Origin of the sequence: Elizabethkingia bruuniana, from assembly GCF_002024805.1 — a bacterium.
Classification (GTDB): domain Bacteria; phylum Bacteroidota; class Bacteroidia; order Flavobacteriales; family Weeksellaceae; genus Elizabethkingia; species Elizabethkingia bruuniana.
Genome location: NZ_CP014337.1, coordinates 833,495 through 858,595 on the forward strand (window position 1 = coordinate 833,495; position 25,101 = coordinate 858,595).

The following is a 25,101-nucleotide window of genomic DNA, read 5'->3' on the forward strand; positions in this document are numbered from 1 at the left end:
AATGCCACCAAATATAAGAAGGTTTTCATAATTAATAAAATGTAATCTATTTTTTATCCAGCCATTTTCCAATAAGAATAAAAGCCAAAGATAGCCCTAGAAAAAAGAGTAATAGAAAAAGTGCATTTTGGATAACAGTTGCAAATCCTAATACTGAAACATCAACAAAAGGATAAGGATAAAAACCGGACTGATTTCCGCGTAAAAGAATATAGATGAAATAGATGAGAGGATAGGAGAGCCATTTTATCGTTTGACTGAATTTTAAGTTATTCTTAGCCTCATATAAATACCAGAAGAGAATAACCAAAATTGGAATAACCGAATGTAGTAATTCATCAACAAGTTTTTGCATTCCCTGAGGATGCCATAGATGTCTGAGGGCTACCTGATAGACTAATCCTACTACAGTAATGTAAATAGTAAGAAATGTAAGCATTCCGGCAGCATTGATTAAAGAAACGGATTTGTTTCGGGAAAAGCAGATAGTGCTGAAATAAATAGCTACAAGTATGTTGGTAAGAATAGTAAAAAAGCTGAAGAACCTTATTGTGGCTTCAGAAACAGATGTTGTTCTGTTCTCTAGCATCAGATAGTATTGTGCAATAACAGCAAACCATCCTAATGCAGCAAATATAAAAGCTAAATTTCTCTTCATTGGGACGGTTTATATGATTAGTCTTATTATATATTTTATTTAAGTTCCTTCATATATACCATAGCCGTGTCTTTCAGCAGGCTTGGGTGAAAGATATTCACGTAATCATGAAGTACTTTATCTGCACGAACTACTCCGGAAGCAAAATAATCATTGGATTTGCTTTTTACGCTGCCATACAGGCTGTATACTTTTCCGTTTTTGAAAGGGTGAAGTTTCGCATATACCGGATTAAAGGCCAATAATTCGCTTTTCTTTTTATATTCTCCAACATTTACCCAATAAGTAGCCTTTGTAGATTTTGCAAAAACTTCCTCAAAGCTCAATGGAACCGAATTTTCATTAGGTAAAGATTGCCACGGATAGCTGGCATTGGCATCTTTAAAGTATTGTGCTGCAAAGCTATTCCCACCCGGAACGAACCACTGGTTTCCATACATCTCATTACAAATAACTTCTGGTTTGTCCTTTGCTTGAGAGGCCTGAAGTTTTAGTTGATTGTAGTTATTTTCGATAAGGTTATATAGAGAATCGGATTTTTTATCAATACCAAATAATCTTCCATATAGTTTCAGGTATGCACTTTTTTCCAAGGGCTTTTGTTCCATGTATTCATCAAGGAAGATGATCTTAATGCCATTTTTCTTCAGTAGCTCGTAAGTATTTTCGAATGAAGCGATGTAGTTGGTGAAAACGGCATCGGGTTTTAAAACCAGTATTTTTTCTACATCATATTTTTGTTCGGATCCTACATTCTGGATTTTTCCGGCCTTGATAAGCTGCTGAACCTTCTCCGAAAATATATATTCCGGACTGGAAACTCCAACAATTTTATCTTCTAACCCAAGCTCGGTCATATATCCGATAAGTGTTGAGTTCAGGAAAATTACTTTTTTTAACGGGAAAACTGATTTTTTTAGCTCAATATCGAACTTTCCAGAGGTAATTCGGAAGTTGTCTTTATCTTCTTTAAAATGAAGTCGTTGAGAAATCCGAGTGTCTTCTTTCGGAAAATTCTGTTCTGTTTTTTTACAGGAAAACAGAAAAAAAACGAGACCTGATGCTAAAAAAAGTGCTTTCATTTTTCAAAGAAAGAAAAAAAGTACTATATTTGCAAACCTTTAAACGGGTGCGTAGCTCAATTGGATAGAGCGTCAGATTACGGCTCTGAAGGTTGGGGGTTCGACTCCTCCCGCGCTCACTCGGAAAGAAAAAGACCACTATTTAGTGGTCTTTTTTTATTATACCTAGGCTAAGATAAATTCTCAAAAGCCAATTATATGTATCAATTAATTTAAGAATAAAAAATATCACTAAGAATGTCGATTAATAGTACATATAATCGCATAAAAGTATTATATTTGCAAACCTTTAAACGGGTGCGTAGCTCAATTGGATAGAGCGTTAGATTACGGCTCTAAAGGTTGGGGGTTCGACTCCTCCCGCGCTCACGTATAATATCCCTCTCTATAGAAAGGGATATTTTGTTTTATAGACATATATTAATAAAAAACTAATATCTATTATTCACGTTTTCCATTAATATAGGCATACATTGCTGTAGCGTGTCCATGTCCTAATTCAAAATCTTCTTTTAACCAGTTGATTATTTCTGTTGCCTTTATTCCTTTTTTGATTTTACCATCTTCGGTAAATCCTTTTTCAAGGGCGATTTTTTCAAAATCTGAGCGAGACTTTCCGGTTTTTTCTTCAATATTTTTAATATAAGTTTGAAAGGACATATTTATTTTGTTTTTGGTTGATTGATTTTATGATGTTTTTAAGTATTATCAAAAATAGATAAAATTCATAATTAATAAATATGTTATTTGTAGAATTGTTGCTAAATAATTATATTAATACTTATTATGATTATTTATTTGAAAATATTTTCTTTCGTATTTCTGCGACTCCGGCTTTAGTCAATTTAATGGTAGAGTATTTTCCTTCGGAATCTTTAATAAACTCAACGGTTATGTTATCATCATCTGATCTGAAAAATTTAAGATCTGACTCCGGAAATAATTCAGTATCAAAGTCATTATAATAGAGCTTTCCATTGTTTTCACGAATTTTGATACCTTCATAATCGCCCTCAAAATATTTATAAAGTGCCGGGTTATTCTTAACCTTCTTATGATGATATGGAAGTTCAACATCTTTACCAAAGCATATTGCAGCTAATCCGTATGCAAGCATATATGCCGGAGACTGATTATTGGAAAGAACAGTGATAAACAAACCATCATCTGTATAACGGTTGAAGGAAGTCATTGTCCCAAAAAAGCCACCATCATGAGCAATTAATCTATGCCCTTGGTTGTAGAAAGGATTGATAAGAAATCCATATCCAAAGTTTTGCTCATTATAGGAGGTAAACATTTGGTTTTTCATATCTTTTGATAAAATAGATGTCCCGTAGAGTACCTTATCCCATAATGCCAAATCTTCAATGGTCGAATAAACACCATCATGTCCAATGTTAAATCCCCAATTGATATATGGATTATGAGCTAACTTATTTTCCGTGTGGTAATAAACTTTTGCTTTTTTCGGAATTATAGAATCATTATTACTAACTCCAGTATTCTTCATTCCTACTTTTTCAAATATATTTTTTTTCAGAAAAACTGCATATTCTTCTCCCGATACTTTTTCAATGATCTTACCTAATAAATAATACCCAATATTACTGTATTCACTTTTAGTTCCTGGCGAAAATTCATACGGTATTTTTTTTATCTCATTATAGGCGGAATCAGCTGATATGGTGCTTAAAGCCAATTCTTTAAACCCTAAAGCAAGTCCGGAAGAATGTGATAACAACATGTGAATGGTAACACTTTCGGCATTAGGGAAATCTGGGAAAAATTTATTTAACTTGTCATCAAGTGACAACTTTCCTTTTTCTGCTAATTGAAGAATTGCAGTTGCTGTAAATTGCTTTGTTACCGATGCTAACTGAAATTTGGTGTCTATTGTGTTTTTAATATTCCATTCGTAATCTGCTAAACCATAAGCCTCCTGTAAAAGCACAGTGTCTTTTCTGGCAATCAGAACGGTACCACCAAATCCATTCACGTCTGTCTGAGCCTGCATATATTTTGATAACTTATCGGAAAGATTGGTCTGATTTTTCGTTAAGTTGACTTTCTTTTCTATTATCTTGGTTTGCGAAAAGCTTTTGAAAGGAAGGAGGCAAATTCCTATAAGAAATATTAGTTTTGAACGGTTTTTCATAGGGAGTCAGTTATTATTTATCTTTATTACTAAGCATAATTTTGGTTTCCAAAGTATCTCTTTTTTGGGTAACTGAATTCAATTTTCCATTGCTGAAATCGAATTTCAGTAGGTTTGGATAATCTACAATTTTGAACAATCCATTTTTGAGATACAACAGTTCGCTATCATTCTTTCCTTTAAAAAAATCCAAAAGCATAGATTCAACATAAAGACGATTATTCTTTTCTACTATTTTGGTTTCCATTCCCTGTCCATATAAGAAATCATCATAAGTCCCGATGAGTTGCTTTTTTATACTTAATGGTATTTCCTGAGTGTTCTCATTAGTTGTTTTGTTCCAGTTCATCAACGTAAGAACCTTTCTTCTGGTTTGATTCATTACAGGAAAACGATTTGGTTTTTCACCATTGGCAAGATATACCATACCATTACCATCAGTCATAGTAGCCAGAACATTACCTCCAACTCCGGTATTAGAACCATTACATGAAAACCAATCATAGTTACTATAACCAAAAGACTTTTGCCATCCGTAGCTCCAGCCTCCAACCGCATTTTTAAAAGCCGTTACCTCGGTTACTTTTTTAGCTGTCTGATGAGAAATCACTTTGTTATTTTTATTACGTAAAGCATTTTGTATTTCGATAGAAAGTTTGGCCAGATCTGTAGGTGTCGACCACATTCCGGAAGCTCCCACTTGTGGCGTTATTGGCAGTCCTGTTCTGATCACTTTTCCATCTTTATCGTGAACCAGTGCCACATTTGTTAGAAATCCTTTTTCATTAGGCTGTACCATTGTGGTGTTTTTCATGCCAAGTGGAGAAAAAATATATTCTTGTGCAAGCTCCGCAATAGATTTATTCAGAGTGTCTTCCAATGCCATTTGGATAATTACATAGCCACCACCACTATATTCAAAATTGGTTCCTGGTGTGAAAAGGAATTCAATTTCCTTATCATATCTTGGTATCTGCCCTAAAAGACTCTGCGTGATGGTTGGAATTGTATCTCCTTCATAATGATCTTCAAATCCACCTTGGCTGGTACCAGCAGTATGATTCAAAAACTGCTTCCAGGTAGGGCTATTATTCTCCGTAAATTTGCTTTTCGGCAGATGCCAGCGTTTTAGGTACTTATCTATTGGGGTATTCAGGTTAATAAAGCCTTTCTCTTCAAGGATATGGCAAAGAAGTGCAGTAATAGGTTTTGAAATTGATGCTGTTGAAAAAGCGGTATTTTCATCTATTTTTTCTTTAGAATTTACAGATTTCAATCCAAATTGATTGGAATAGACAATCTTATAATTTTCAAAAACAACAAGACTGAACCCGGGAAGTTTATACTTTTCTAACTGTTGATTAATCTTTAAGCTATCTGTAAGAAAATTATAATTCCTTTTTGAGGTCAATATATTATTGTTCGTACGGCAACTCAATATTATAAGTGTAGCTATTAACAGATATAAAGTGTTTTTCATTGTATAATTTTTATAGTTAAAATGGCTTTCAGGCTGTTTTATTTGCGGTATTATTTATTTCAGGACCGTATCATAAATTTTATTCAACAGATCTTGTCTCATTTTTGAATTTCTCTGGTCAAGGAGTATAATAATTCCCCATTTTTTATCCCTATTGTAACAGATGATTGAAGACTGACCCATAGAATCTCCTGATTTCATATAAATTGTGTTTTTATCATCTGTTACGATGTTGAGCCCTAGTCCCATTTCCCTTTTTTCATCTTTGTACACAACTCTTTCCATGATGATAGCTGCCTTACCTATTGTCGTTTGTTTATTAAGGACTGCTTTTAAGAATCTAACCATATCGGAAGCCGTAGATTTTACCAATCCTGCTGGTGCTGTAATATTCCATTTGAAAAACTCCTGAATGCCTCCATCTGGATTATGGGCAGTTGTTCTGTTTTTTACATTAAAATCTTTGGTTAATGTATTAGTCATCTGTAATGGTTTTATTATTTTGGCTCTGATGATCTCATCATAAGTCTTACCATATACTTTTTCCACTATCTGTCCTAATAGAGTATATCCAATCGTAGAATAACGATATTTACCATAATCCTTTAGTTCGCTACAATTATTGATTATAGTGGCTAAAGTCTGTGCTGTTACATTATTCACAGGCTGTTGCGGATCCTGTTCTATCAATTTTGCAAAATCTATATCAGGTAAACCTGACTGATGTGATGCCAGATCCGAAATTTTAATTTTATTTCTAAGATTCTGGTGTAATATATATTCTTTAGGAAGGAACCCGTCTATGTAATCATCTAACTTTATTTTATGATCCAGAACTGCCTGAGCAATTAAATTTGAGGTCAAGATTTTAGTAATTGACGCAATTTCAAATAAGGAGTTTTTATTGATTTGAACCTGACTTTCCGCATTCAAATTACCATAACTTATATAATGCTCTTCGTTATTATTGATAAAGCCAACGCTAATTCCTACTTCCGGATTTTTTTTGTAATTATCACTTATTATAGAATCAATCTTTTTGGAAATGTTTTGTCCGAAAGAAAAACTGCTTATGAATAAAAGTGCTGCTAAAAATTTTGATGAAGTTTTCATTGTACCGTATTTTGATGTTAAAAATTTATTTCGATACAAAGATGTAGAAGACGTTGAAGCTATACGACCGAGTAAATGCAATCGGTCTAATTTGTGTTAAAAAATGAGTGCGAATCTTTACAAAAAAGAGTACGAGTAATTACAAGTATCTATTTTATAGTGATTTACGGTAGTTGGTTGGTGTGTTGCCGGTATGCTTTTTAAAAGCAGTATTAAAAGAAGATTTTGAATTAAAACCAACTTCGTATAAGATTTCAAGGATAGTTACCTTATTTTTTGTCGTGTCTTTTAGAATACCCATAGCACTTTCTATCCTATAGGCATTCACAAAATCATAAAAATGTTGCCCTAATTGATGATTGATTAAAAGAGATAATTCCCGGACAGGAATTTTAATTTCACGAGAAACATCCTGAATCGTCAGTGAAGAGTTCAGAAAAGGCTTTTCTTCGGCCATATATTCCTTTAGTTTCAAAAGCTCTTCATTATGTTCATTTTCATGTGCTCCTGATGGCTTACTGTTTTTCTCTTCTGAAACAATCTCAGAAACAAGTTTTAGTTTGGAATCAACATTTCTAAATAAGCCCGGGTTGCTTAATGCTTTGAATAGGTACCAGCAAATGATAAACAGTTGAAATACCAAGATTACAATTTTTATCCATTCAGAGATATAAGGGTAATCAGAAAATTTAAAAGCATTTTTTAAAATGGCCATTAAATATAGAAAAGTCAGAATGCTCGTAAACTGAAACAGCCAATTGTAGGAATTAATATTGGCTCCGGCATAATTTTCCAGATATAGCTTTTTTGTTTTTCTTAATACCCTAAAAACAGCAATAAGATATACAACTATCTGAATAAGAATAAAAAAGTGCGTGAATTGTAATTCAATCCTACTTTGACGATTGAGAATAAAATTAATTTTAGAGGTAGGATCTACCATATAAAAACGAGGCAGTAAAACTACATTCACAATTAAAAATGGAAGTAGATGTAATAGATATTTAGGTTTAAGCCTAAAATCAGCATAACAGACTGATACTACATAAAGATAGAAAACAGGAATCTGTAAGAAAGCAAATGTAGTTCTGAACATTCCAAAATTTGAAGGGCCATCAGCTATTAAATCGAATAAAGGATGACTAAGATCTAATGCATTTATCAATAGAAAAGCAGCAAAAAGATAATTACTTGTTTTGTATTTTGTTTTTACCGTGACCAAGAAGAACGCAAGAAAGAATGAAATGAACAAAGAGATTATAGTTACAATAATTAATAAATTAATTTTATCCATTATTTAGTATTCTTTGTTTATTGTTAATTTTTTTTATAAATCTTCTTGTTTATTGGTATTTAAAATCCAATATGTGCAAATATAAAGATTAGATCGACATTATATAGATTTTTATTATACATAGAAAAAAGTACAGCTATTTATTAATTAACTAGTATAATAAGTGAGGGTGATTTTATGAGAAGTATACCATTGATTGCAGTTCTGGAGGTTGATAGGTCAGTTCTTCTCGTCCTCATTTAAAATAAAAAAACCACAGAAAAGTGGTCTTTTTTACTTATATAGCGTTTGTATCTTAAAATAGTATTTTAACACCTATGCCAAAACTGATGCTGGTAGAATTGACTTCATTCAGCCGGCTTTTGTAAATATCCCCGTTTGCCATATATAATTTATCTGTTCCTTTTCCTGCTTCTATCTGTGTATATCTTGCAGATACAAAAGGCTGAATACGTTGGCCTAGCTGATATCCAATACGCAGTCCTGCATCCCAACCTGTTCCTTTGGATCTGTGCTCGAAGCTGACAGGTCTTCTAAGTTCCTCTCGAAGATTCCAATCTGCAGTAGCTGAATATTGGGGGAAATACATACCACTGATGTCGAGATTAACATTCCAATTTTCCTTTTTGAAATTTGTTTCTAAACCAAGGACAGCACCATGCCATTGAGGTTTATATGTACTTCTTAGTTCTTTTCCGGGAATAAGCGGAGCATCACCGTCCAGCATATAAAGCTTCTGGTAACTTCCAAAATACCCTGCATGTGGGCTAAAAGAGAATGTTTGGTTAGACCATAGAAGGTAGGATAATTCCAGACGGGTTTTAATTGTATAACCTTTATCGGCTTCTAAATTGAATTCTGCAGTTTTAAGCGCTCTGTTATCACCTGCATAATCTGTATCATTTACTTTTCCCGAGGTAATAGCCTGATAACTAAAGTCCCATTTTACCTGAAATCTTGATGAAATTGATACAGCGGAAATAATTCCCATTTCCGAGCCACGTAGCTGTTGCCATTTTAATTCAGATAATACATTCGGGTATTGACCATTTTCATTGCCGGCAATATTCCAGTTGAGTTTTTCCTGATTCCAGCCAACATATGGCATAATGTAAGACTTACGTTCTTTCCCCTGTGCGTTTGCCAAAGAGGAGAAAAAACCAAGAAATAGCAGAAGAGACCATTTATTCATAATCATATATAAATAAGTCTACCCTGTGTAATCAGGGTAGACAATTGTTTAATTAATGTAGTTATTATTTTGGATATACTGATCCGATAAACTGCTTATCAGTAGAAGACAGAACAGTATTGCTGCCAACGCTGAATCCGTTTGTTGTCAGGCTGCTACTAATGCTATAATGCATGATAGATTGTGTGTCATAAGCACTATATTGCGTTTGTGTAGTAGAATATTTTGCAAACAAGTTACTATCTACCTGTGCTCTTGACCAATAGTTAGGATAACCTCCATAATAGGTATACACTTTTTCTTTATCCCATGGGATATTAGCTAAAGGGTGCTGGTGCTCGTGTATCATACCTAGAGCATGTCCAAATTCATGAATAGTTGTTCTGCTGAATTCTGTGTCAGTTGTTGAATCATCAAACCAACCGAAGTTCATTGTTTCAGAGTTAGAAGGACGGTTAAGGGCCTGTGTTCCTAAATAGGAATAAGATCCTGCTCCCTGTGTAAAAGTAACCCGAATTTGTGCTGTTCCGCTAGTAATAAATTTAAAGGTGATGTTAGCATACTTAGACCATTCATTAGCATATTGCATTACTTTGCTGCGAACTTTGGCTGTTCCACCGTTCAGACTTACAGTGATAACGCTGCCATTTGGCCATTTTGTACTTTTAATAACAGCTCCTCTTGGATCAGTTCCTGGAAGATAAACATCTTTACACATGTGTGTGTTTTCAAAGCCAGCAGGGATATCTGCCTGTGGTACAGCTTTCAATTCTGTTAATCCTTGTGGAGTACTTTCGTCCACATTATCGCTGGTATTACATGATACCAATGCAACTGAGATAAATGATCCAAGTAGGATCTTCTTGTGTAATTCCATAATATTTAGTGTTAAATTTGGTTTATAATTCTTCTGACATTACTGATAAAATATGTCAATCATGTTTTTAGACAATTTACAGTTCGGCTTTGTTTACAGCATAATCTTTATTAACTACTATTTCTATCAATTTTGTATATAATAAGATTAATAAATATCATATTAAACTGTTATATAATAATACCTTGTTTCTGTAAAAAAATCGTAGTTAATTATTTCAGAATGTACAAATCAGTATAAAATCCTTATTTGAAACAGATGATAAAATCGAGCTGTTGCCGAATAGCTATATAACAATTCCAATTTAGGAGCGTTCATGCTAAGGTTCTGTACTGATTGATTTCTGAAATTGAAGTGCTTTTTCTCTATACACACAAATTGGGAGGTGTGTATGATAGTATCTCTACCATCAATAGAGGAATGGATGTTTTTTTCATAATAATTAATTAAGCGTGATTTGGTTTTATGATACAATTTTTATCATATCATGACGCTAATATACAAATTTATATCAAATCCAAAAGAAAATATTGTTTTTATGTGCAAATGAATAATGAATATGCAATTGAAATAGGAGATAAACCTAGATTTATAGCGTGTTGGAGAAGATTTAAAAAATGTAAATATTTCTGTTTTTTTTTTTTCTAATTACCTGAAAAACATCAACAAAAGGGTAGCATAAGTTGACCAATTACGTATAAATTTTATCATAGTTGGGACAAATGTCCTTTTTCTAAATGTTTTTTATTTTGATTTTTGCAGCGTTGAAATAGCTTTTTGTATTGTAAGTAATTGTTATATAGTGCTTTGTTTGATTCTAACTGGCACTATGTGGTAAAGAACTTGTATTTTGGTCAAAGGCTATTACTTAGAATTATTGAATTAAAGTATGATGGACAGGAGAAAAAAAATAATACTAATTTTAGCTTCAATAGGAACTTTTGTAGAAGCATTGGATATTGCAGTAATCAATCTGGCGATTCCTTCTATTCAGGAACAGTTCCATATCACATCCGAGACAGCACAATGGCTGCAGACATTTTATGTTCTTTTCTTTGGAGGATTTCTTATTATTGGCGGAAAACTTTCGGATCAGTTAGGAAGAAAGAAGGTATTTTTATTTGGGGCGTTTACTTTTATGCTGGCATCATTAGGAGCCGGATTGTCTACAAGTTTTGAGGTGCTGGCAATATTCCGTGCGTTGCAGGGGCTGGGTGCAGCTTTTATAATGCCTTCAGCCGTATCAATTGTAACAAATACTTTTCTGGCAGAACAGGAACGGAACAGGGCTATGGCAATTTTTGGTTCTTTTGCTGCAATAGGTTCGGGAAGCGGACTGTCTATTGGCGGGATTATAAGTACCTATCTAAGCTGGCATTGGGTCTTTTTGATTAATGTTCCCATTCTTCTTGTAACATTAGTTGCTGCATATTATTATTTGCCAGCAGATAAACCGGATAAAGCTGCTAAAACAGATATGATCTCTGCTGTATTTATTGTGTTAGGATTTTTAAGTTTAACATATGGTGTACATGAATTGGCACATATTAAAGAAAATCCTGTAATCATTATAGCTTCTTTAATGCTTCCTGTGGTACTCTTAAAATTTGTAATCTATAGATTGAGAACTGTTTCTTATCCATTAGTAAATCTGCAGATATTCAGACACAAATCATTGGTGATCTCTAATCTCGCATTTTTTCTATTAGGTGCATTTTTCATAGGTTTCTTGTTTCTTATTTCATTAATGTTGCAGAAAGATATGGGTCATGATGCCGCATCTTCGGGATTAATGCTTGTTCCCTTTAGTATATTGTCTGCATTGGTTGCTAAATATATTCTGCCTTATATATCAAAGCGATTAAATTCCTTTCGAATGGGAGCTTTAGGGTGGATATTTATGCTTACAGGAGCATTGCTTTTATTGGTTTCTGTTTTTACCGGACATCCTTTGGTATTTGTATTGATGGGGGCAGCCTGCATTTCGGGAATAGGAATGACTTTTTGTTTTACCGCTTTATCGGTACTGGGAATTAAGGATGTGGAACCAGCTAATTATGGAGTAGCATCTAGTTTAGGAACTACAAGTTATTTCTTAGGAGCCGGATTAGGATTATCATTTCTGACCCTTATAAGCCAGTTTTTTTCTTCAGAATATGCAGTAGGAGCTTTAAATATATTTATTCTGGTATGTTACGCTCTTTTAGCAACGGGGATGTTGTTCTATAGCATACTGATGAGTACCAAGCAGGTGAAAATATTTTCCAGAGCATAATTCTTGCGGAGGATTCAAGCTTTGTATCATAACAAAAGGATGAAAAGAGACCACTGAACAGTGGTCTTTTTTGTTATAACATTAATCATCATGTACGTCATAAATAAAATTTTATTTCTATTTTAATTCAAAATTAATTCAGAATTGAATCTATAGATTTGTAAAATGAAGCTACTAATAATAGAGGACGAAACGGAACTGGCTAAAAGTATAGCCGAATATCTTTCGGAAGAGAGTTATTTATGTGAATTTGCGCCTACATTTAAAGAAGCAATGCAAAAAATAGAGAACTTTCATTACGACTGTATTCTATTGGATATTACACTGCCCGACGGAAATGGTCTTACTATACTAGAAGAATTAAAAAAACAAAATAAGCAGGACGGAGTCATTATTATTTCTGCTAAAAATGCTTTGGATGATAAAATAAAAGGACTACATCTTGGTGCAGACGATTATCTTACAAAACCATTCCATCTCTCAGAATTAATGGCCAGAATTTATTCTCTTATCCGCAGAAAGCAATTCAGCAATTCAAATGTTATAATACAAAATGAACTGCAGATTGATCTTTTGGCAAAAACAGTATTTGTAAATGATCAAACAATTATACTTACCAAAAAAGAATTTGATTTACTTATCTATTTTGTAGGAAACAAAAACAGAGTGATTTCGAAAAGTACTTTAGCAGAGCATCTTTCCGGAGACTTTGCAGATATGCTGGATAATCATGATTTTGTGTATGCTCATGTAAAAAATCTGAAAAAGAAATTATATGATGCCGGCTGCAATCAATATTTAAAAACAGTTTATGGAACTGGGTATAAATGGGAAGAAAATTCTAAATAGTATATCTATGAAGCCATTGTTAAGTAAAATAACCAAGCCTTTTCTAATGTATGTACTTTTTGTATTAATCATTAGTGTTCCTGTTTATTATTGGGTGGTAGATACAATATGGAAAGCTGAGCTGGATGAGCATAATAAAATTACTGCAGAAAAGACCGCTTATGAGCTTAACAAGCTAAACCTGACAGACCAAAAATTATCCGAAAGTATAAAACTCTGGAACGATATTCAGCCCGGAACAAATATTCAGAATATCAGAGATCATGATAAACTAAAGGATAGCATTTTTACCTATGAGAAACAAAAGCCATATACTAAAGAAATAGATATTGACCGTTTCAGAGCGCTTTCCACAATTATTTATGTCAACAACAAACCTTTCCGTTTTACAGTACAGACCAATATTGAAGAATCCCAGGAAACAATTGTAGTAATTGCAATTACTACATTTTTTTTCTTTATTACTATTGTCCTAGGTTTTTTATTGATCAACAGAAAACTTTCTAACTCTGTATGGAAGCCTTTTCGGAATACATTGGATAAGTTAAAAAGTTTTAACCTGAACCACCAGACCAAAATAGAATTCAACCGGACAGATATTTTGGAGTTTGAAGAACTGAATAGCTCATTAAGCAAGCTGATAGAGCATAATATTTCAGTTTATAAAACTCAGAAAGAATTTACTGAAAATGCTTCACATGAATTACAAACACCATTGGCAATTCTGAAAAATAAACTGGATATTCTGCAGCAGAGTAAAGACCTTACGGAAGGACAATATCAGATTACTGAGGAAATGAATAATGCCTTATTGAGAAGTTCCAGAATCAATAAGAATCTTTTACTGCTTGCGAAAATAGAAAATAACCAATTCGATAATACCGAAACGATTCCATTTGATACATTACTTCATCAAAGTATAGATGTTTTACAAGAACATTTTGAGCAAAAGAGTATTGCAATACAGGAGAATATTCATGAAGACGTAAGAGTACAGGGAAACAGTAGTCTGACCGAAATCCTGATTAATAACCTTATTTTAAATACCATTCGGCATACTCTGGTTGGAGGTTTAATTTCTGTAAAGCTTACCCGATCTCTATTTGAAATATCGAATTCCGGAACGGAAAAATTGAACACAAATTTATTATTTAAAAGATTTTCAACATTATCATCCCATAAAGGAGGCAGTGGTTTAGGTCTGGCAATTATAAAAGAGATATGTACATTTCACGGCTGGAAGGTTAATTACAGATTTGAAAATAATCAGCATATTTTTTCTGTAAACCTATAGAATTCTAAATTTCTTCTAAATCGGATTGCAAATTTGTACCATCGATTAATCTTAAAGATACAAATTCATGCAAAAAAAGATTTTAGTTTTCTCATTATTTCTTTCATTAGTATTTGTCAATTTCTTGTTTGCACAGATATCTTCTGTAACAATATCGGGAATTGTAACCAGTAAGAATAAAACCGTGTTGCCTTATACCACAGTTACCCTAAAGACTGTGAAAGAAAAGAAATTTGTATCCGGAACCATTACCAACGAAGAAGGACGGTTTTCGATAGCAGGAATAAAGCCAGATAATTACTATTTAGAAACTTCTATTTCGGGATATAGGCCTTATACACAATCTGTCTTTATAGGCAGTCTTTCAGAATTTCTTGAAATTCCGTCTATAGAACTTGAACAAATTAAAGACGACAAAGAAACCAAAATTGAAGAAGTTGTTTTAACATCCTCAAAGAAGAATGAAATAAGCAATCAGCTTGATAAAAAGACTTATTCTGTTGCAGATAATATCAGCCAAAGCGGGGGTTCCATTCTGCAAAGCATGCAGAATCTGCCGGGTGTTACTGTACAGGATGGGAAAGTACAACTTCGTGGAAACGATAAAGTAACAGTGCTAATCGATGGTAAACAGACTGCATTAACCGGTTTTGGGAGTCAGTCGGGGCTGGATAATATTCCTGCTTCTGCAATTGATAAAATCGAGATTATTAATAATCCGTCTTCAAAATATGATGCAAACGGAAATGCCGGGATCATTAATATTATCATGAAGAAAAATAAACAAAACGGTTGGAACGGAAAGATTGGATTTACTTATGGTACAGGCTCGTTCTGGATAAGAAAAGATAACTTTCCTACAATAAGACCTCAGTATACGATTACACCAAAGATAAATCCTTCGCTGTCATTAAACTACAGGAAAGATAAAATAAACGTCTTTCTGCAGGTTGATAATCTATACACACAGACACTTAATAAAAATGAATTTGTAACCAGAACTTATGATAACGGGAGTATCATTAATTCCCAGTTAAAAAGAAACAGAAATACGAATTACCTGACTACAAAAGCAGGAGTCGACTGGAATATTGATTCCCAAAACACACTTACAATTTCCGGACTTTATGGAAGTGAAAAGATTATAGACCGTGGCGATCAGCCCTTTTTCAATGGAGATTTCTCTCAGCGTCTGCGTCTTTGGCAGTTTTTAGAAGATGAATTGAAAACTACTGTAATGGGTACTGCTTCTTATCAGCATAAATTCAAAGAAGCCGGACATGTATTAAATGTAGGGTTTAATTATACATTCCACCGGGAAGATGAGAAATATTTCTATGATAATTATTTGCCTAATTCAAAAGGAACAGATGCTTTTAAATTGCTGTCCGATGAACAGGTTTATGATTTTAATATAGATTATATAAAACCCTTAAAATACGGGCGTATAGAAACCGGAATTAAATTAAGAAACAGAAGTATTCCGACCAATATGAATTTTATTCCGGGAGCTAATTCTGTATTAGATGTGAATGCAGGCGGATGGGCAAACTATAAAGAATTGATTCCTGCTGTTTACGGAAATTATGTTTTCGAAAATGCAAAATGGGAAGCGGAACTTGGGCTGAGGCTGGAATATGTGAAAATACAGTATGATGTTAATCCGAATCATCCTACTTATAAAAGTGACAGTTATAATTATACACAACCTTTTCCAAATTTGAGATTGGCGTACAAACTAAATGATCATAATAAACTTTCTATATTCTACAACAGAAGAGTAGACCGCCCCAATGAAGTAGACATCCGAATTTTCCCAAAATATGATGATGCAGAGATTATAAAAGTAGGAAATCCCGGATTGAGACCTCAGTTTACCAACTCAATAGAATTAGGACATAAATATAATTGGAATAATGGTTACCTGTATTCAGCTTTATACCATCGTTTTGCGAACGGAACAATTACCCGAATTTCGAGTATTGTGCCTGACAGTCCTTTAATCTACGCAGTATTCCAAAATGCAGGACGAAGCTATAATTCGGGATTAGAAATGATTTGGAATCAGAAAGTTTCGAAAGCATATTCTTTTAATGTTAATGGGAATATATACAGAAACCAGATCGATGCATTTTCAGTTGAGAATCTGTATCCACAGCCTGTCTTTTTTTCAGCCGATAAACAGACTGCTGTTTCAGGAAATGTAAAGTTTAATAATACATTCAGGTTTTCAAACGGTTTCGATGCTCAGTTAACAGCAATATATTTGGCTCCGGATATTATACCACAAGGAAAAATGAAATCGAGATTTTCAATAGATGTGGGCATGAAAAAATCTGTTCAGAAAGGAAAAGGGGAGATATTTTTGAATGCTACAGATCTCCTGAACACAATGGTGATTAAAAAACAAATCCAAGGCTCCGGATTTAAATATACAAGCGATGACTATTACGAAACACAGGTGATACGATTGGGGTACAGTTATAAGTTTTAAGCATAGCTTATATTATATAGCCGCGGGAACTCTTAATATTTGCCAAGGAAATAGTTTAATTATATTGTAAAAATGTTCTTTAAAGTACTCTTATAGGTTCTGCCCAATGGTAAACTATGCCCGTCCTTTAGGTAAACATTGTTAGAGTCATAAGAACTAATGGAAGAAGATAAAACAATATAGGATTTATGGATTCTTATAAATCCGAAGTCTTTAAATTTTTCCTCGAAGTTGGTCATTCTTTCCAATATCATGTATTTTTTTAAAGGTGTGATAAGAATGATGTATTCCCCGAAACCTTGAATCCATCGAATATCTTTTAAGAAAACTTTATTCATTATATAATCGGATTTAAACATAATGAAATCTTTCTGCGGACTGTTATTAGAGAGGTTTTTAAACTGTAAAAAATCTTTTGCTTTATTGATGGCCTTGTTAAAAGTCTCAAATTCTACAGGCTTTACAAGGTAATGGACCACATCCAGCTCAAATGCTTTTACAGCATATTGGGTTTCTAATGTCAGGAAAATACAAAGCGGTTTGTAGGAGAGCTGCTGCAGAAGTTCAATGCCATTAATTCCGGGCATATTAATATCCAGTATAATAAGGTCAACTTTGTTCTCTTCAAGATATGTTAATGCTTCTTGCGGATTCTGAAAAGATCTCAATAAATCAATGCCTTCCATTTGCCCGCAATATTGTTTTATGATTTGCAGGGCAGGATATTCGTCATCAATATTCACGACAGTCAGGTCACTCATTTAAATTAATTTTTAAAACAGTTTTATAATGGAAATCACCATCTTGATCCGAAGAAAAGTTGAATTTCTCAGGATAGTATTTTTCTAATATACGAATAATAGCCTTATTACCTAATCCGTTGTATCCTGTATCAATGGGTGATTTTTTGTTTTTATCAAAGGAGTTAATGACTTCAAAAACTAAAACAAGATCTTCAGTTTTACAAGATAGTCTTATGAAGCTTTCCGGATTTTCTCCTATTGCAGAATGCTTCAGGGCATTTTCAAAAAGAGTAAGAAAAAGAGAGGGTGGAATCTCTATAAGTTCCAGCGTTTCTTTATCCTGAATGTCAAATACAAGGTTGAGTCTATTGTAATATTTTAACTGGTATAGCGCTGCAAGAGCTTCCACAGAGGATAACTCCTGTAATACACTTATTTTTTCTTTACTGCTGTCGTATATAATGTACTGCAAAAGCTTGCTAAGCTGTAAAATAGAATTGGAGGTTACTACAGAAGGTGTAAAGCTGTTGGCATAGATATTATTAAGTGTATTCAGTAAGAAATGAGGGTTTAGTTTTGACTTTAATAAATTAAGATACAGCTCGTCTTTCTGTTTTCCTAAATCGATAACATCCTGTTCGATTAAGAACTTGTCTTTGGTAATTCCCAAGAACGATGCCACCAATATTACAATTCCCTGGTAGATATATACATTATACAAGAAACTGATATGAGAGCCTTCATTATTGAAATTCATGTTGAATAAAGCGGGTTCCCAAAGAATTCTGAAAAGACTGGAAACTAAAAAGCATATAAGTGCGTAAAGAATAAACTCCGGATATTTATTTGAAAGGTAGAAATGTGGTACCAAATAATAATATACCAGGTAATAAACGCCAATATTAAAAATACTATTTAAAATAACACTCCAAATAAGATCCGGTATGTTGAGGAAGTAGTTTTCGGTGAAAAAGATCATTAAAGTAAAGACGAAAAAGAAAAAAATATGCTGAAACTTTAGTAAAAGCTTCCAGCGATACTCCATAAGTGATTTTAGAATTTTGGGATTAAATAAAATCCTTATAATCAGTAATATTATAATTATGTTGGCTATTAAAAACATCTTTGTATCTCCCTTTTTGGGGATTGCCAAATATAATATCTTTTCGACTGAAAATGCTGTTCGTTGATAAAAATTGCCATTGATTGAAAAATTCCGGAAGCACTTTTCCGAATAAATATATTTGAGAAACTATAATGTTAACCAAATATTACATGAAAACTAAATTAATATTAACCTTCATTGTTATGACTATTTTTGCCGGTTTTTCAAAAGGCCAGAGCAGAGATAACTATAATATGTGGTTTCAGTATCTAATGACGGCCCAGGTATCGGATAAGAGTACTTTGACAGCGCTTACGCAGTATCGTTCTTTCGACCTGGCATATGATACAAGGCTCTTCCTGCTGAATGCATATCTCGATTATGAAGTAGCAAAAGGAGTAAAGCCTGCAGCCGGAGCAATGTTCCTTGTTCTGGAATCTTATAATTCTGATAATACCAAAAGAATACGTTATGAGAAAAGACCTTTCCAGCAGGTAACTCTGGAAAGTAATATCGGAAGAACTTCCATTTCCAACAGGTTTCGTGTGGAAGAACGATTCCTGAATAACCCTGATGAATTTATTGTAAGAATCCGTTATCTCCTTTCCATAAGGATCCCCTTTAACAGGAAAGGAGAGAAGGAGAAGCTGTATGGAATTCTGAAAAATGAGATAAGAATGAATATGGTGAAAGATGAGCCTTTTGACAGTAACCGTATAACTGCCGGGATTGGAATAAAGGTAGGAAAAAACTCTGCTATTGAACTGGCTTTTATAAACCAGCTGGAAACGGGGAAAACCAGTAATTATGGATTCTTAGGGTTCAGGAACAATTTTGACTGGAGAAAAAAAGAAAAACAATAACATCATAACGAATTTATAGCTATGCTTACATTTCTTGGTTTTTTAATGATTGCTATTTTCATGGGGCTCATCATGAATAAAAAAATGACACCCCTTACTGCTTTGGTTCTGGTGCCGGTTCTTATTGCTTTGGTAGCCGGTTTCGGTCCGGAACTGGGTAAGATGATGAAGGAAGGTGTAAAAGAAATTGCACTTACAGGGGTAATGCTCATTTTTGCGATCTTATATTTTAGCTTAATGATTGACACGGGGCTTTTTGAGCCGCTTGTGCAGTTTATATTGAAAATTGTAGGGGATAATCCTGTGAAAACTACAATAGGGACGGCTCTTCTTACAACATTGGTTTCTTTGGACGGAGACGGCTCTTCTACTTATATTATTGTGGTGGCAGCAATGCTTCCGCTCTACAAAAAACAGGGAATGAATCCCCTTGTGCTTACCTGCATTATTATGCTGGCTGGCGGTATTATGAATATTCTCCCTTGGGGAGGTCCTACAGCCCGTGTGATGAGTTCTCTGAAGCTTGGTCATACTGAAATCTTTGTTCCTATGATTCCGGTAATGGTTATAGGGATTATCTGGGTCTTTATTGTTGCTTACATTTTAGGGACAAAAGAAAAAAAGAGAATAAGCCAATATGGAAAATACACCAAGTACAACAAACAGGACATCGTTGGAGATGAAGACAATACACTTCGCCGTCCCAAGCTTTTGATCATCAACTTTATACTTACAGTTATCCTTCTTTGTGTAATGATCCTCGATATTATTCCTTTAGGAATTGCATTTATGATTGCATTTTGTATTGCAGCAATTATTAATTATCCCAAACTGAAGGATCAGCAGAAAATAATTTCAAAACATGCAGGCAATGCATTGTCGGTTGCGGGAATGATATTCGGAGCAGGAATTTTTACAGGAATATTAAATGGTACAGGTATTATGCAGGCGATGGGGAATAGCATGATCGAAATTATCCCAAAGAGCTGGGGTGGTTTTCTGAATGTTATTACGGCAGTATGTAGTGTTCCTCTGACGTTTTTTCTTACCAATGATGCTTACTATTTTGGCATATTACCTATCATTACGGCAACAGGCACCCAATTGGGAATTCCGCCTGATGTTTTGGGCAGGGCGAGTTTAGTAGGGCAGGCTTCACACCTTCTGAGCCCGTTAGTTCCTTCTACCTATTTGCTGGTTTCTCTGGCAGGTGTTGAATTCTCGGATCACCTGAAGTTCACACTAAAGTGGGCAATTGGATCTTCAATTGTTATGCTTGTGGGAGCATTGATTCTGGGTATTATTTAGTTTTTAGATAATTTTGTATTCTTATATACTTTAATATGGTAACTTTCTGATGAGTTCTGTTTCCCGACAAAAAACCTTTACTGACGCATATGTAAGAAGTCTTTCTTTATATGTATTTGCTGCAATTATCTGTGGAGCATTAACGGGGTATTATTTCCCGGAAATAGGAAAGAAATTAAGGACTGTAAGCTATTACTTTTTTTTGATTCTGGAATTCCTGATAGTGCCTGTAATCTTTATTGCAATTACTTACGGAGTCAGCTATGTTTTCAGTATTCAAAATGCATTTCGGGTCATTATGCAAATGATTTGCTATTTTCTTCTGATTACGACAATAAGTATTGCACTGGGCTTTGGTTTTGGATTTTTATTGAAACCCGGTGCTGATACAGGAATCGATATTACATCAGTTGGTAAATATGTTTCAGGGTCACCTGTAATTGGCTCCGGGAGGCTGCTGTATGTCAATAACTATATGATGATGCTTCTGTTATCAATTGCAGGAGGTATAGTTATTAATTTCTTTAAAAATAAAGACAAAGTTCTTCTGTTTTTGGATAATAGCAGAGAGGTATTTTATAAACTAATAAAGTATCTGTATTTTACTCTTCCCATTATTGTTTTCTGTAATATAGCTTATGGTATTTCTGTATACGGAATCAATACTCTTTTGCCATTGAGCAAACTTGTTGCGACGGTATATTTGGCTTGTATTATTTTTATTATAGGGATATTAGGAACAGTATCTTACCTCTTCAAAATTAATCTTTGGGACTTTTTGATAAGTATAAAAGAAGAAATCGTGCTTGTCTTGGCAACTTCTTCATCAAAAACTTCTTTTCCAATGATCTTTGAAAAGATGGAGTCTCAAGGCTATAACAGGAAAATTCTTCGTTTTGTTATTCCGCTTGGATATAATTTTAATCTTGCCGGTGCCTGTATTTATCTTTCAATTGCCTGTTTATTTCTTGTTCAATTGTATAACATTCATTTAGATTATACAGACTATATCTGGTTGTTTACTGTTGTATCAATAGCTTCAAAAACAGCATCAGGAGTTCCTGGGTCTGGTTTTTTGGCTCTTGTGTTCACACTCGACAGATTTGGAAAAATTCCGATGTCAGAAATTGCCCTGTTGTATAGCGTCGACCGTTTTATGAATGAGGCCAGAGCTGTTACCAATTTTATAGGGATTGCTATTGGAGGTGCCGTTATTTCGAAAATAAATCAAAAACACATTAATATATAAATGATACTTTCCGATTTCTCTATTCTTTTTGAAGAGATTCTTCAAAACCCAACAAAATCAGCAATCATAATTGCCAACTTAATTCTTATCGAAAGCCTTTTATCAATAGATAATGCAGCTGTTTTGGCAACAATGGTGATGGATCTGCCAGAAAAACAAAGAAAAAAAGCACTTAAGTATGGTATATGGGGCGCATATTTATTTCGTGGTTTGGCGCTTGTTTTTGCTTCAGTACTCATCTCTGTATGGTGGGTAAAACCATTGGGAGGTTTATACCTTATTTATATCGCTTTAGACTGGTTTATTAAAAAGAATAAAAATCCAGATGGAGAAGAGGAGGAGAAAGAGCAACATCCTAAAGAATCCGGATGGCTGTATAGAAATTCTGTGGGTCTTTTAGGGAAATTTTGGACGACTGTAGCGCTGGTAGAAGTAATGGATCTGGCATTTTCCATAGATAATGTTTTTGCGGCCGTGGCATTTTCAAAAAATCTACTTTTAGTTACCATAGGAGTATTCATAGGTATTTTAGCCATGAGATTTATCGCACAGTGGTTTGTGCGTTTAATGCAAAAATTTCCTTTTTTAGAAACCATTGCTTTTATTGTTATTGCAATTTTAGGAGTTAAGCTTACATTGTCATTGTATGAGCATTTTTATCCAACTACATCGTTGGCTGAGTTTTTAAGCGGACATACAATGGAAGTTCTGATTTCGGCAACAACGGTTCTCTTATTTGTAGTTCCAATTATTACCAGTTATTTGTTTGGATTCCCTAAACGATCTAAATAACTTTTTTAAAAGACATAAAAAAGACCACTATTTAGTGGTCTTTTTATTTATAGAATTTATCCTTTAGCTTTCTCATCAGTGAAAAACTGAAAGCTTTCTTTTTTGTTAATCAGCTGCATTGGATATAGTGCAGGATTGTACTCACCATTCAGTACTTCGTTCAGCGCATGCTTTTTCGATTCCCCGAATGCAACGGCCAGAATATTTTCTGCTTTATTAATCAAGGGTGCAGTCAGGGTAATACGGAACATTTCCTGAGATTTCAGATAATAAGCGTCTACCCATTTTTGATTCTCATTTAGGATTGCTTCGCCCGGAAATAAAGAGGCTGTATGACCATCATCTCCCATTCCCAGAAGGATGAAATCGAAAATACCTTCATCTCCAAGAACATTTCTTATCTGTTGTTCATATACTTCAGCAAACTTTTCAGGTTCCGTTCCGTTTTGGTACATAGGAAAGATCTGATCTTTGTTGACAGGAACTTTATCCAGAAGCGTCTCAAATGTCATTCGTGCATTGCTTTTCTCATCATCCAAAGGAACCCATCTTTCATCAACCCAGAAAAAATAAACCTTATTCCATTCAATTTGCTCCGCATACTCCGGAGTAGCTAATAAACTGAAAATAGCTTTTGGAGAAGAGCCTCCGCTAAGTGCTACGACAAAACGATTATGCTTCTCAATAGACTTCTTTGAAAGGTCAATAAATGTATCTGCTGCCTTTTTATACAGTTTTTCCAGATCATTAAATACCGTAATATTCATTTTTTCTTTTTTATTATTATAGTTTACACCCATTTATGTCCTTGTCTTTTAACAAGCTCCATGCTGTCCTCAGGTCCCCAGCTTCCTGCCGCATAATTAGGGAAAGAGGTGTCTTTGTTATTTTTCCAGGATTCCTGTATGGTTTTTACCACGTCCCAGGCTTCCTCTACCTGATCCGAACGCATAAACAAAGTAAGATCTCCTAAAAGAGCTTCCAACAATAGCGTTTCATAGGCTTCGGGTGTATCTTCCTGACAAGCGAAGTTATCGAAAATCATTTCTACAGGTTCTAAAACCAATGAAAGTCCGGGTTTTTTCGTCATAAACTGCAGTCTGATATCCATCATCGGTTGGATATTGATAATAAGTCTGTTGGCTGAAAGATGGTGCGAACTGTTTGAGAATGTAGAGTGGGGAAGCGGCTTAAACTGAATCGTAATATAAGAATGCTTCTCCTTCATTTTCTTTCCGGTGCGGACATAGAAAGGAACATCCTGCCATCTCTCGTTATCCAAATAGAATTTTACAGCAGCAAAAGTCTCTGTATTGGAATCGGGCGCAATGCCGTTCTCCTGGCGGTAGCCTTTGGATTCTACTCCGTTGATGATGCCCGGGCCGTATTGGCCTCTTACGGCATAATGACTGACCTGATCGGCTGAAATTCTGCGTATTGATTTAAGAACATCTACTTTACGGTCTCTGATTTCACCTGATTCCAATGAAGCGGGCGGTTCCATAGCAACCATACACAAGATTTGTAACAGGTGATTCTGTACCATATCTATTAATGCACCTGTCTGTTCATAGAAAGCACCTCTTGTTTCTACGCCAACCTCTTCAGCCACCGTAATCTGCACTGATTCTATATAGTTATGATTCCATAAAGGCTCATAAATTGAATTTCCAAATCTGAACGCCAGAATGTTCTGTACCGTTTCCTTTCCCAGATAATGGTCGATACGGTAAATCTGCTCTTCTTCAAAAGTTTCGCCAAGAAGATTATTAAGTTCAATGGCAGACTGCTTATCATGGCCAAAAGGCTTCTCTATAATAATCCGATCTTTAGCAGGATCAGAAGCTAATGAAGCATTCTTGATATGATTAGAAATTGTAGTAATAAAATTAGGGGCAATTGATAGATAAAACAATCTGTTTCCTCTGGTTCCGTATGCCTTGTCTAAATCTTCTAATTTCTGATTCAGTGCCTGATAAGAATCTTCCTGATCCAGTTGATGCTGGAAATAGGTAATATGGGACTTGAATCCGGACCAGTCTTTAGGGGTTCCTTTTTTTCTGGAAAAATTTTCCAGATTTTCTACGACGTAATTTCTGAAATTTTTATTGGTATTTTCTGATCTGCCTAATGCTACAATATTAAATTGTTCAGGCATTCTGCCATCTATATACAAATTATAAAACGCCGGAAATAACTTTCTCTTTGCTAAATCTCCTGTTGCCCCGAAAATGATAATAGTAGTCGGATGCAGGACTTTTTCTTCGCTCATTAT

At 34.3% G+C, this 25,101-nt stretch carries 21 protein-coding genes and 2 tRNA genes; 10 read left to right on the forward strand and 13 right to left on the reverse strand.

The features are described 5' to 3' along the window. Positions 1-46: 46 nt before the first annotated feature. Both AYC65_RS04015 and AYC65_RS04020 read right to left on the reverse strand, forming a co-directional pair. Complete coding sequence (locus tag AYC65_RS04015; protein ID WP_034868186.1) at positions 47-658, reverse strand: Pr6Pr family membrane protein; 612 nt, start codon at positions 656-658, stop codon at positions 47-49. 35 nt (positions 659-693) lie between these two features. Beyond that, a complete protein-coding gene (locus AYC65_RS04020; RefSeq protein WP_034868185.1) occupies positions 694-1,740 on the reverse strand; it encodes an ABC transporter substrate-binding protein in 1,047 nt (348 codons plus the stop codon). 45 nt (positions 1,741-1,785) lie between these two features. Here AYC65_RS04020 and AYC65_RS04025 point away from each other — a divergent pair. Together AYC65_RS04025 and AYC65_RS04030 are read left to right on the forward strand one after the other, a co-directional pair. Then, positions 1,786-1,859 (forward strand) — tRNA-Arg (locus tag AYC65_RS04025). Between the two features lie 176 nt (positions 1,860-2,035). Continuing rightward, positions 2,036-2,109, forward strand: a tRNA-Arg gene (locus tag AYC65_RS04030). Positions 2,110-2,181: 72 nt separating this feature from the next. On the opposite strand, the gene AYC65_RS04035 is transcribed toward AYC65_RS04030, so the two are convergent. The 7 genes from AYC65_RS04035 to AYC65_RS04065 form a co-directional block, all read right to left on the reverse strand. Next, positions 2,182-2,400: a DUF4287 domain-containing protein gene (locus AYC65_RS04035; protein ID WP_034868184.1), complete on the reverse strand. Its 219-nt coding sequence runs from the start codon at positions 2,398-2,400 to the stop codon at positions 2,182-2,184. Between the two features lie 130 nt (positions 2,401-2,530). Further along, complete coding sequence (locus AYC65_RS04040; protein WP_078674656.1) at positions 2,531-3,898, reverse strand: serine hydrolase domain-containing protein; 1,368 nt, start codon at positions 3,896-3,898, stop codon at positions 2,531-2,533. A gap of 13 nt (positions 3,899-3,911) precedes the next feature. Next, positions 3,912-5,378: a serine hydrolase domain-containing protein gene (locus AYC65_RS04045; RefSeq protein WP_052114639.1), complete on the reverse strand. Its 1,467-nt coding sequence runs from the start codon at positions 5,376-5,378 to the stop codon at positions 3,912-3,914. Positions 5,379-5,432: 54 nt separating this feature from the next. After that, positions 5,433-6,491, reverse strand: a complete 1,059-nt coding sequence (locus AYC65_RS04050) for a serine hydrolase domain-containing protein (RefSeq protein WP_034868183.1) — start codon at positions 6,489-6,491, stop codon at positions 5,433-5,435. Positions 6,492-6,645: 154 nt separating this feature from the next. Then, positions 6,646-7,785 (reverse strand): helix-turn-helix domain-containing protein, encoded by a 1,140-nt coding sequence (locus tag AYC65_RS04055; protein ID WP_034868182.1) that lies wholly within the window; start codon positions 7,783-7,785, stop codon positions 6,646-6,648. Between the two features lie 295 nt (positions 7,786-8,080). Further along, complete coding sequence (locus tag AYC65_RS04060; protein WP_234300242.1) at positions 8,081-8,977, reverse strand: omptin family outer membrane protease; 897 nt, start codon at positions 8,975-8,977, stop codon at positions 8,081-8,083. A gap of 64 nt (positions 8,978-9,041) precedes the next feature. Continuing rightward, positions 9,042-9,854 (reverse strand): M12 family metallopeptidase, encoded by an 813-nt coding sequence (locus AYC65_RS04065; RefSeq protein WP_034868180.1) that lies wholly within the window; start codon positions 9,852-9,854, stop codon positions 9,042-9,044. An 892-nt stretch (positions 9,855-10,746) separates the two neighbouring features. Here AYC65_RS04065 and AYC65_RS04070 point away from each other — a divergent pair. The 4 genes from AYC65_RS04070 to AYC65_RS04085 all read left to right on the forward strand — a co-directional run bounded on the left by AYC65_RS04070 (position 10,747) and on the right by AYC65_RS04085 (position 16,766). Beyond that, positions 10,747-12,129, forward strand: coding sequence for an MFS transporter (locus AYC65_RS04070; protein WP_174561931.1), 1,383 nt, complete (start codon positions 10,747-10,749; stop codon positions 12,127-12,129). Positions 12,130-12,294: 165 nt separating this feature from the next. Then, positions 12,295-12,978 (forward strand): response regulator transcription factor, encoded by a 684-nt coding sequence (locus AYC65_RS04075; protein ID WP_034868177.1) that lies wholly within the window; start codon positions 12,295-12,297, stop codon positions 12,976-12,978. A 7-nt stretch (positions 12,979-12,985) separates the two neighbouring features. Beyond that, positions 12,986-14,272 carry a sensor histidine kinase gene (locus AYC65_RS04080; protein WP_059333836.1) on the forward strand — a complete coding sequence of 429 codons (1,287 nt, stop codon included), beginning with the start codon at positions 12,986-12,988 and terminating at the stop codon, positions 14,270-14,272. A 67-nt stretch (positions 14,273-14,339) separates the two neighbouring features. Next, positions 14,340-16,766 carry a TonB-dependent receptor domain-containing protein gene (locus AYC65_RS04085; protein ID WP_034870193.1) on the forward strand — a complete coding sequence of 809 codons (2,427 nt, stop codon included), beginning with the start codon at positions 14,340-14,342 and terminating at the stop codon, positions 16,764-16,766. A 59-nt stretch (positions 16,767-16,825) separates the two neighbouring features. Here AYC65_RS04085 and AYC65_RS04090 read toward each other — a convergent pair whose 3' ends face one another. Continuing rightward, positions 16,826-17,527, reverse strand: a complete 702-nt coding sequence (locus tag AYC65_RS04090) for a LytR/AlgR family response regulator transcription factor (RefSeq protein WP_034870192.1) — start codon at positions 17,525-17,527, stop codon at positions 16,826-16,828. Then, positions 17,520-18,554 (reverse strand): sensor histidine kinase, encoded by a 1,035-nt coding sequence (locus tag AYC65_RS04095; RefSeq protein ID WP_034870195.1) that lies wholly within the window; start codon positions 18,552-18,554, stop codon positions 17,520-17,522. Before AYC65_RS04095 ends, AYC65_RS04090 begins: the two co-directional genes overlap by 8 nt. Positions 18,555-18,784: 230 nt before the next feature. On the opposite strand from AYC65_RS04095, the gene AYC65_RS04100 reads away from it, so the two are divergent. From AYC65_RS04100 to AYC65_RS04115, 4 genes are read left to right on the forward strand one after another with little or no spacing between them, the layout of a single operon-like run. After that, positions 18,785-19,477, forward strand: coding sequence for a DUF2490 domain-containing protein (locus AYC65_RS04100; RefSeq protein ID WP_034870190.1), 693 nt, complete (start codon positions 18,785-18,787; stop codon positions 19,475-19,477). Positions 19,478-19,498: 21 nt separating this feature from the next. Beyond that, on the forward strand, positions 19,499-20,785 hold the full coding sequence (locus AYC65_RS04105) for a CitMHS family transporter (protein ID WP_034870189.1): 1,287 nt from the start codon (positions 19,499-19,501) through the stop codon (positions 20,783-20,785). Between the two features lie 49 nt (positions 20,786-20,834). Continuing rightward, positions 20,835-22,034, forward strand: a complete 1,200-nt coding sequence (locus AYC65_RS04110) for a cation:dicarboxylate symporter family transporter (RefSeq protein WP_034870187.1) — start codon at positions 20,835-20,837, stop codon at positions 22,032-22,034. Next, positions 22,035-22,826: a TerC family protein gene (locus AYC65_RS04115; protein WP_034870185.1), complete on the forward strand. Its 792-nt coding sequence runs from the start codon at positions 22,035-22,037 to the stop codon at positions 22,824-22,826. Positions 22,827-22,882: 56 nt separating this feature from the next. On the opposite strand, the gene pgl is transcribed toward AYC65_RS04115, so the two are convergent. Next, positions 22,883-23,593 (reverse strand): 6-phosphogluconolactonase, encoded by a 711-nt coding sequence (gene pgl / locus AYC65_RS04120; RefSeq protein WP_034870194.1) that lies wholly within the window; start codon positions 23,591-23,593, stop codon positions 22,883-22,885. 23 nt (positions 23,594-23,616) lie between these two features. Continuing rightward, on the reverse strand, positions 23,617-25,098 hold the full coding sequence (gene zwf, locus AYC65_RS04125; RefSeq protein WP_034870184.1) for a glucose-6-phosphate dehydrogenase: 1,482 nt from the start codon (positions 25,096-25,098) through the stop codon (positions 23,617-23,619). Positions 25,099-25,101: the final 3 nt, after the last annotated feature.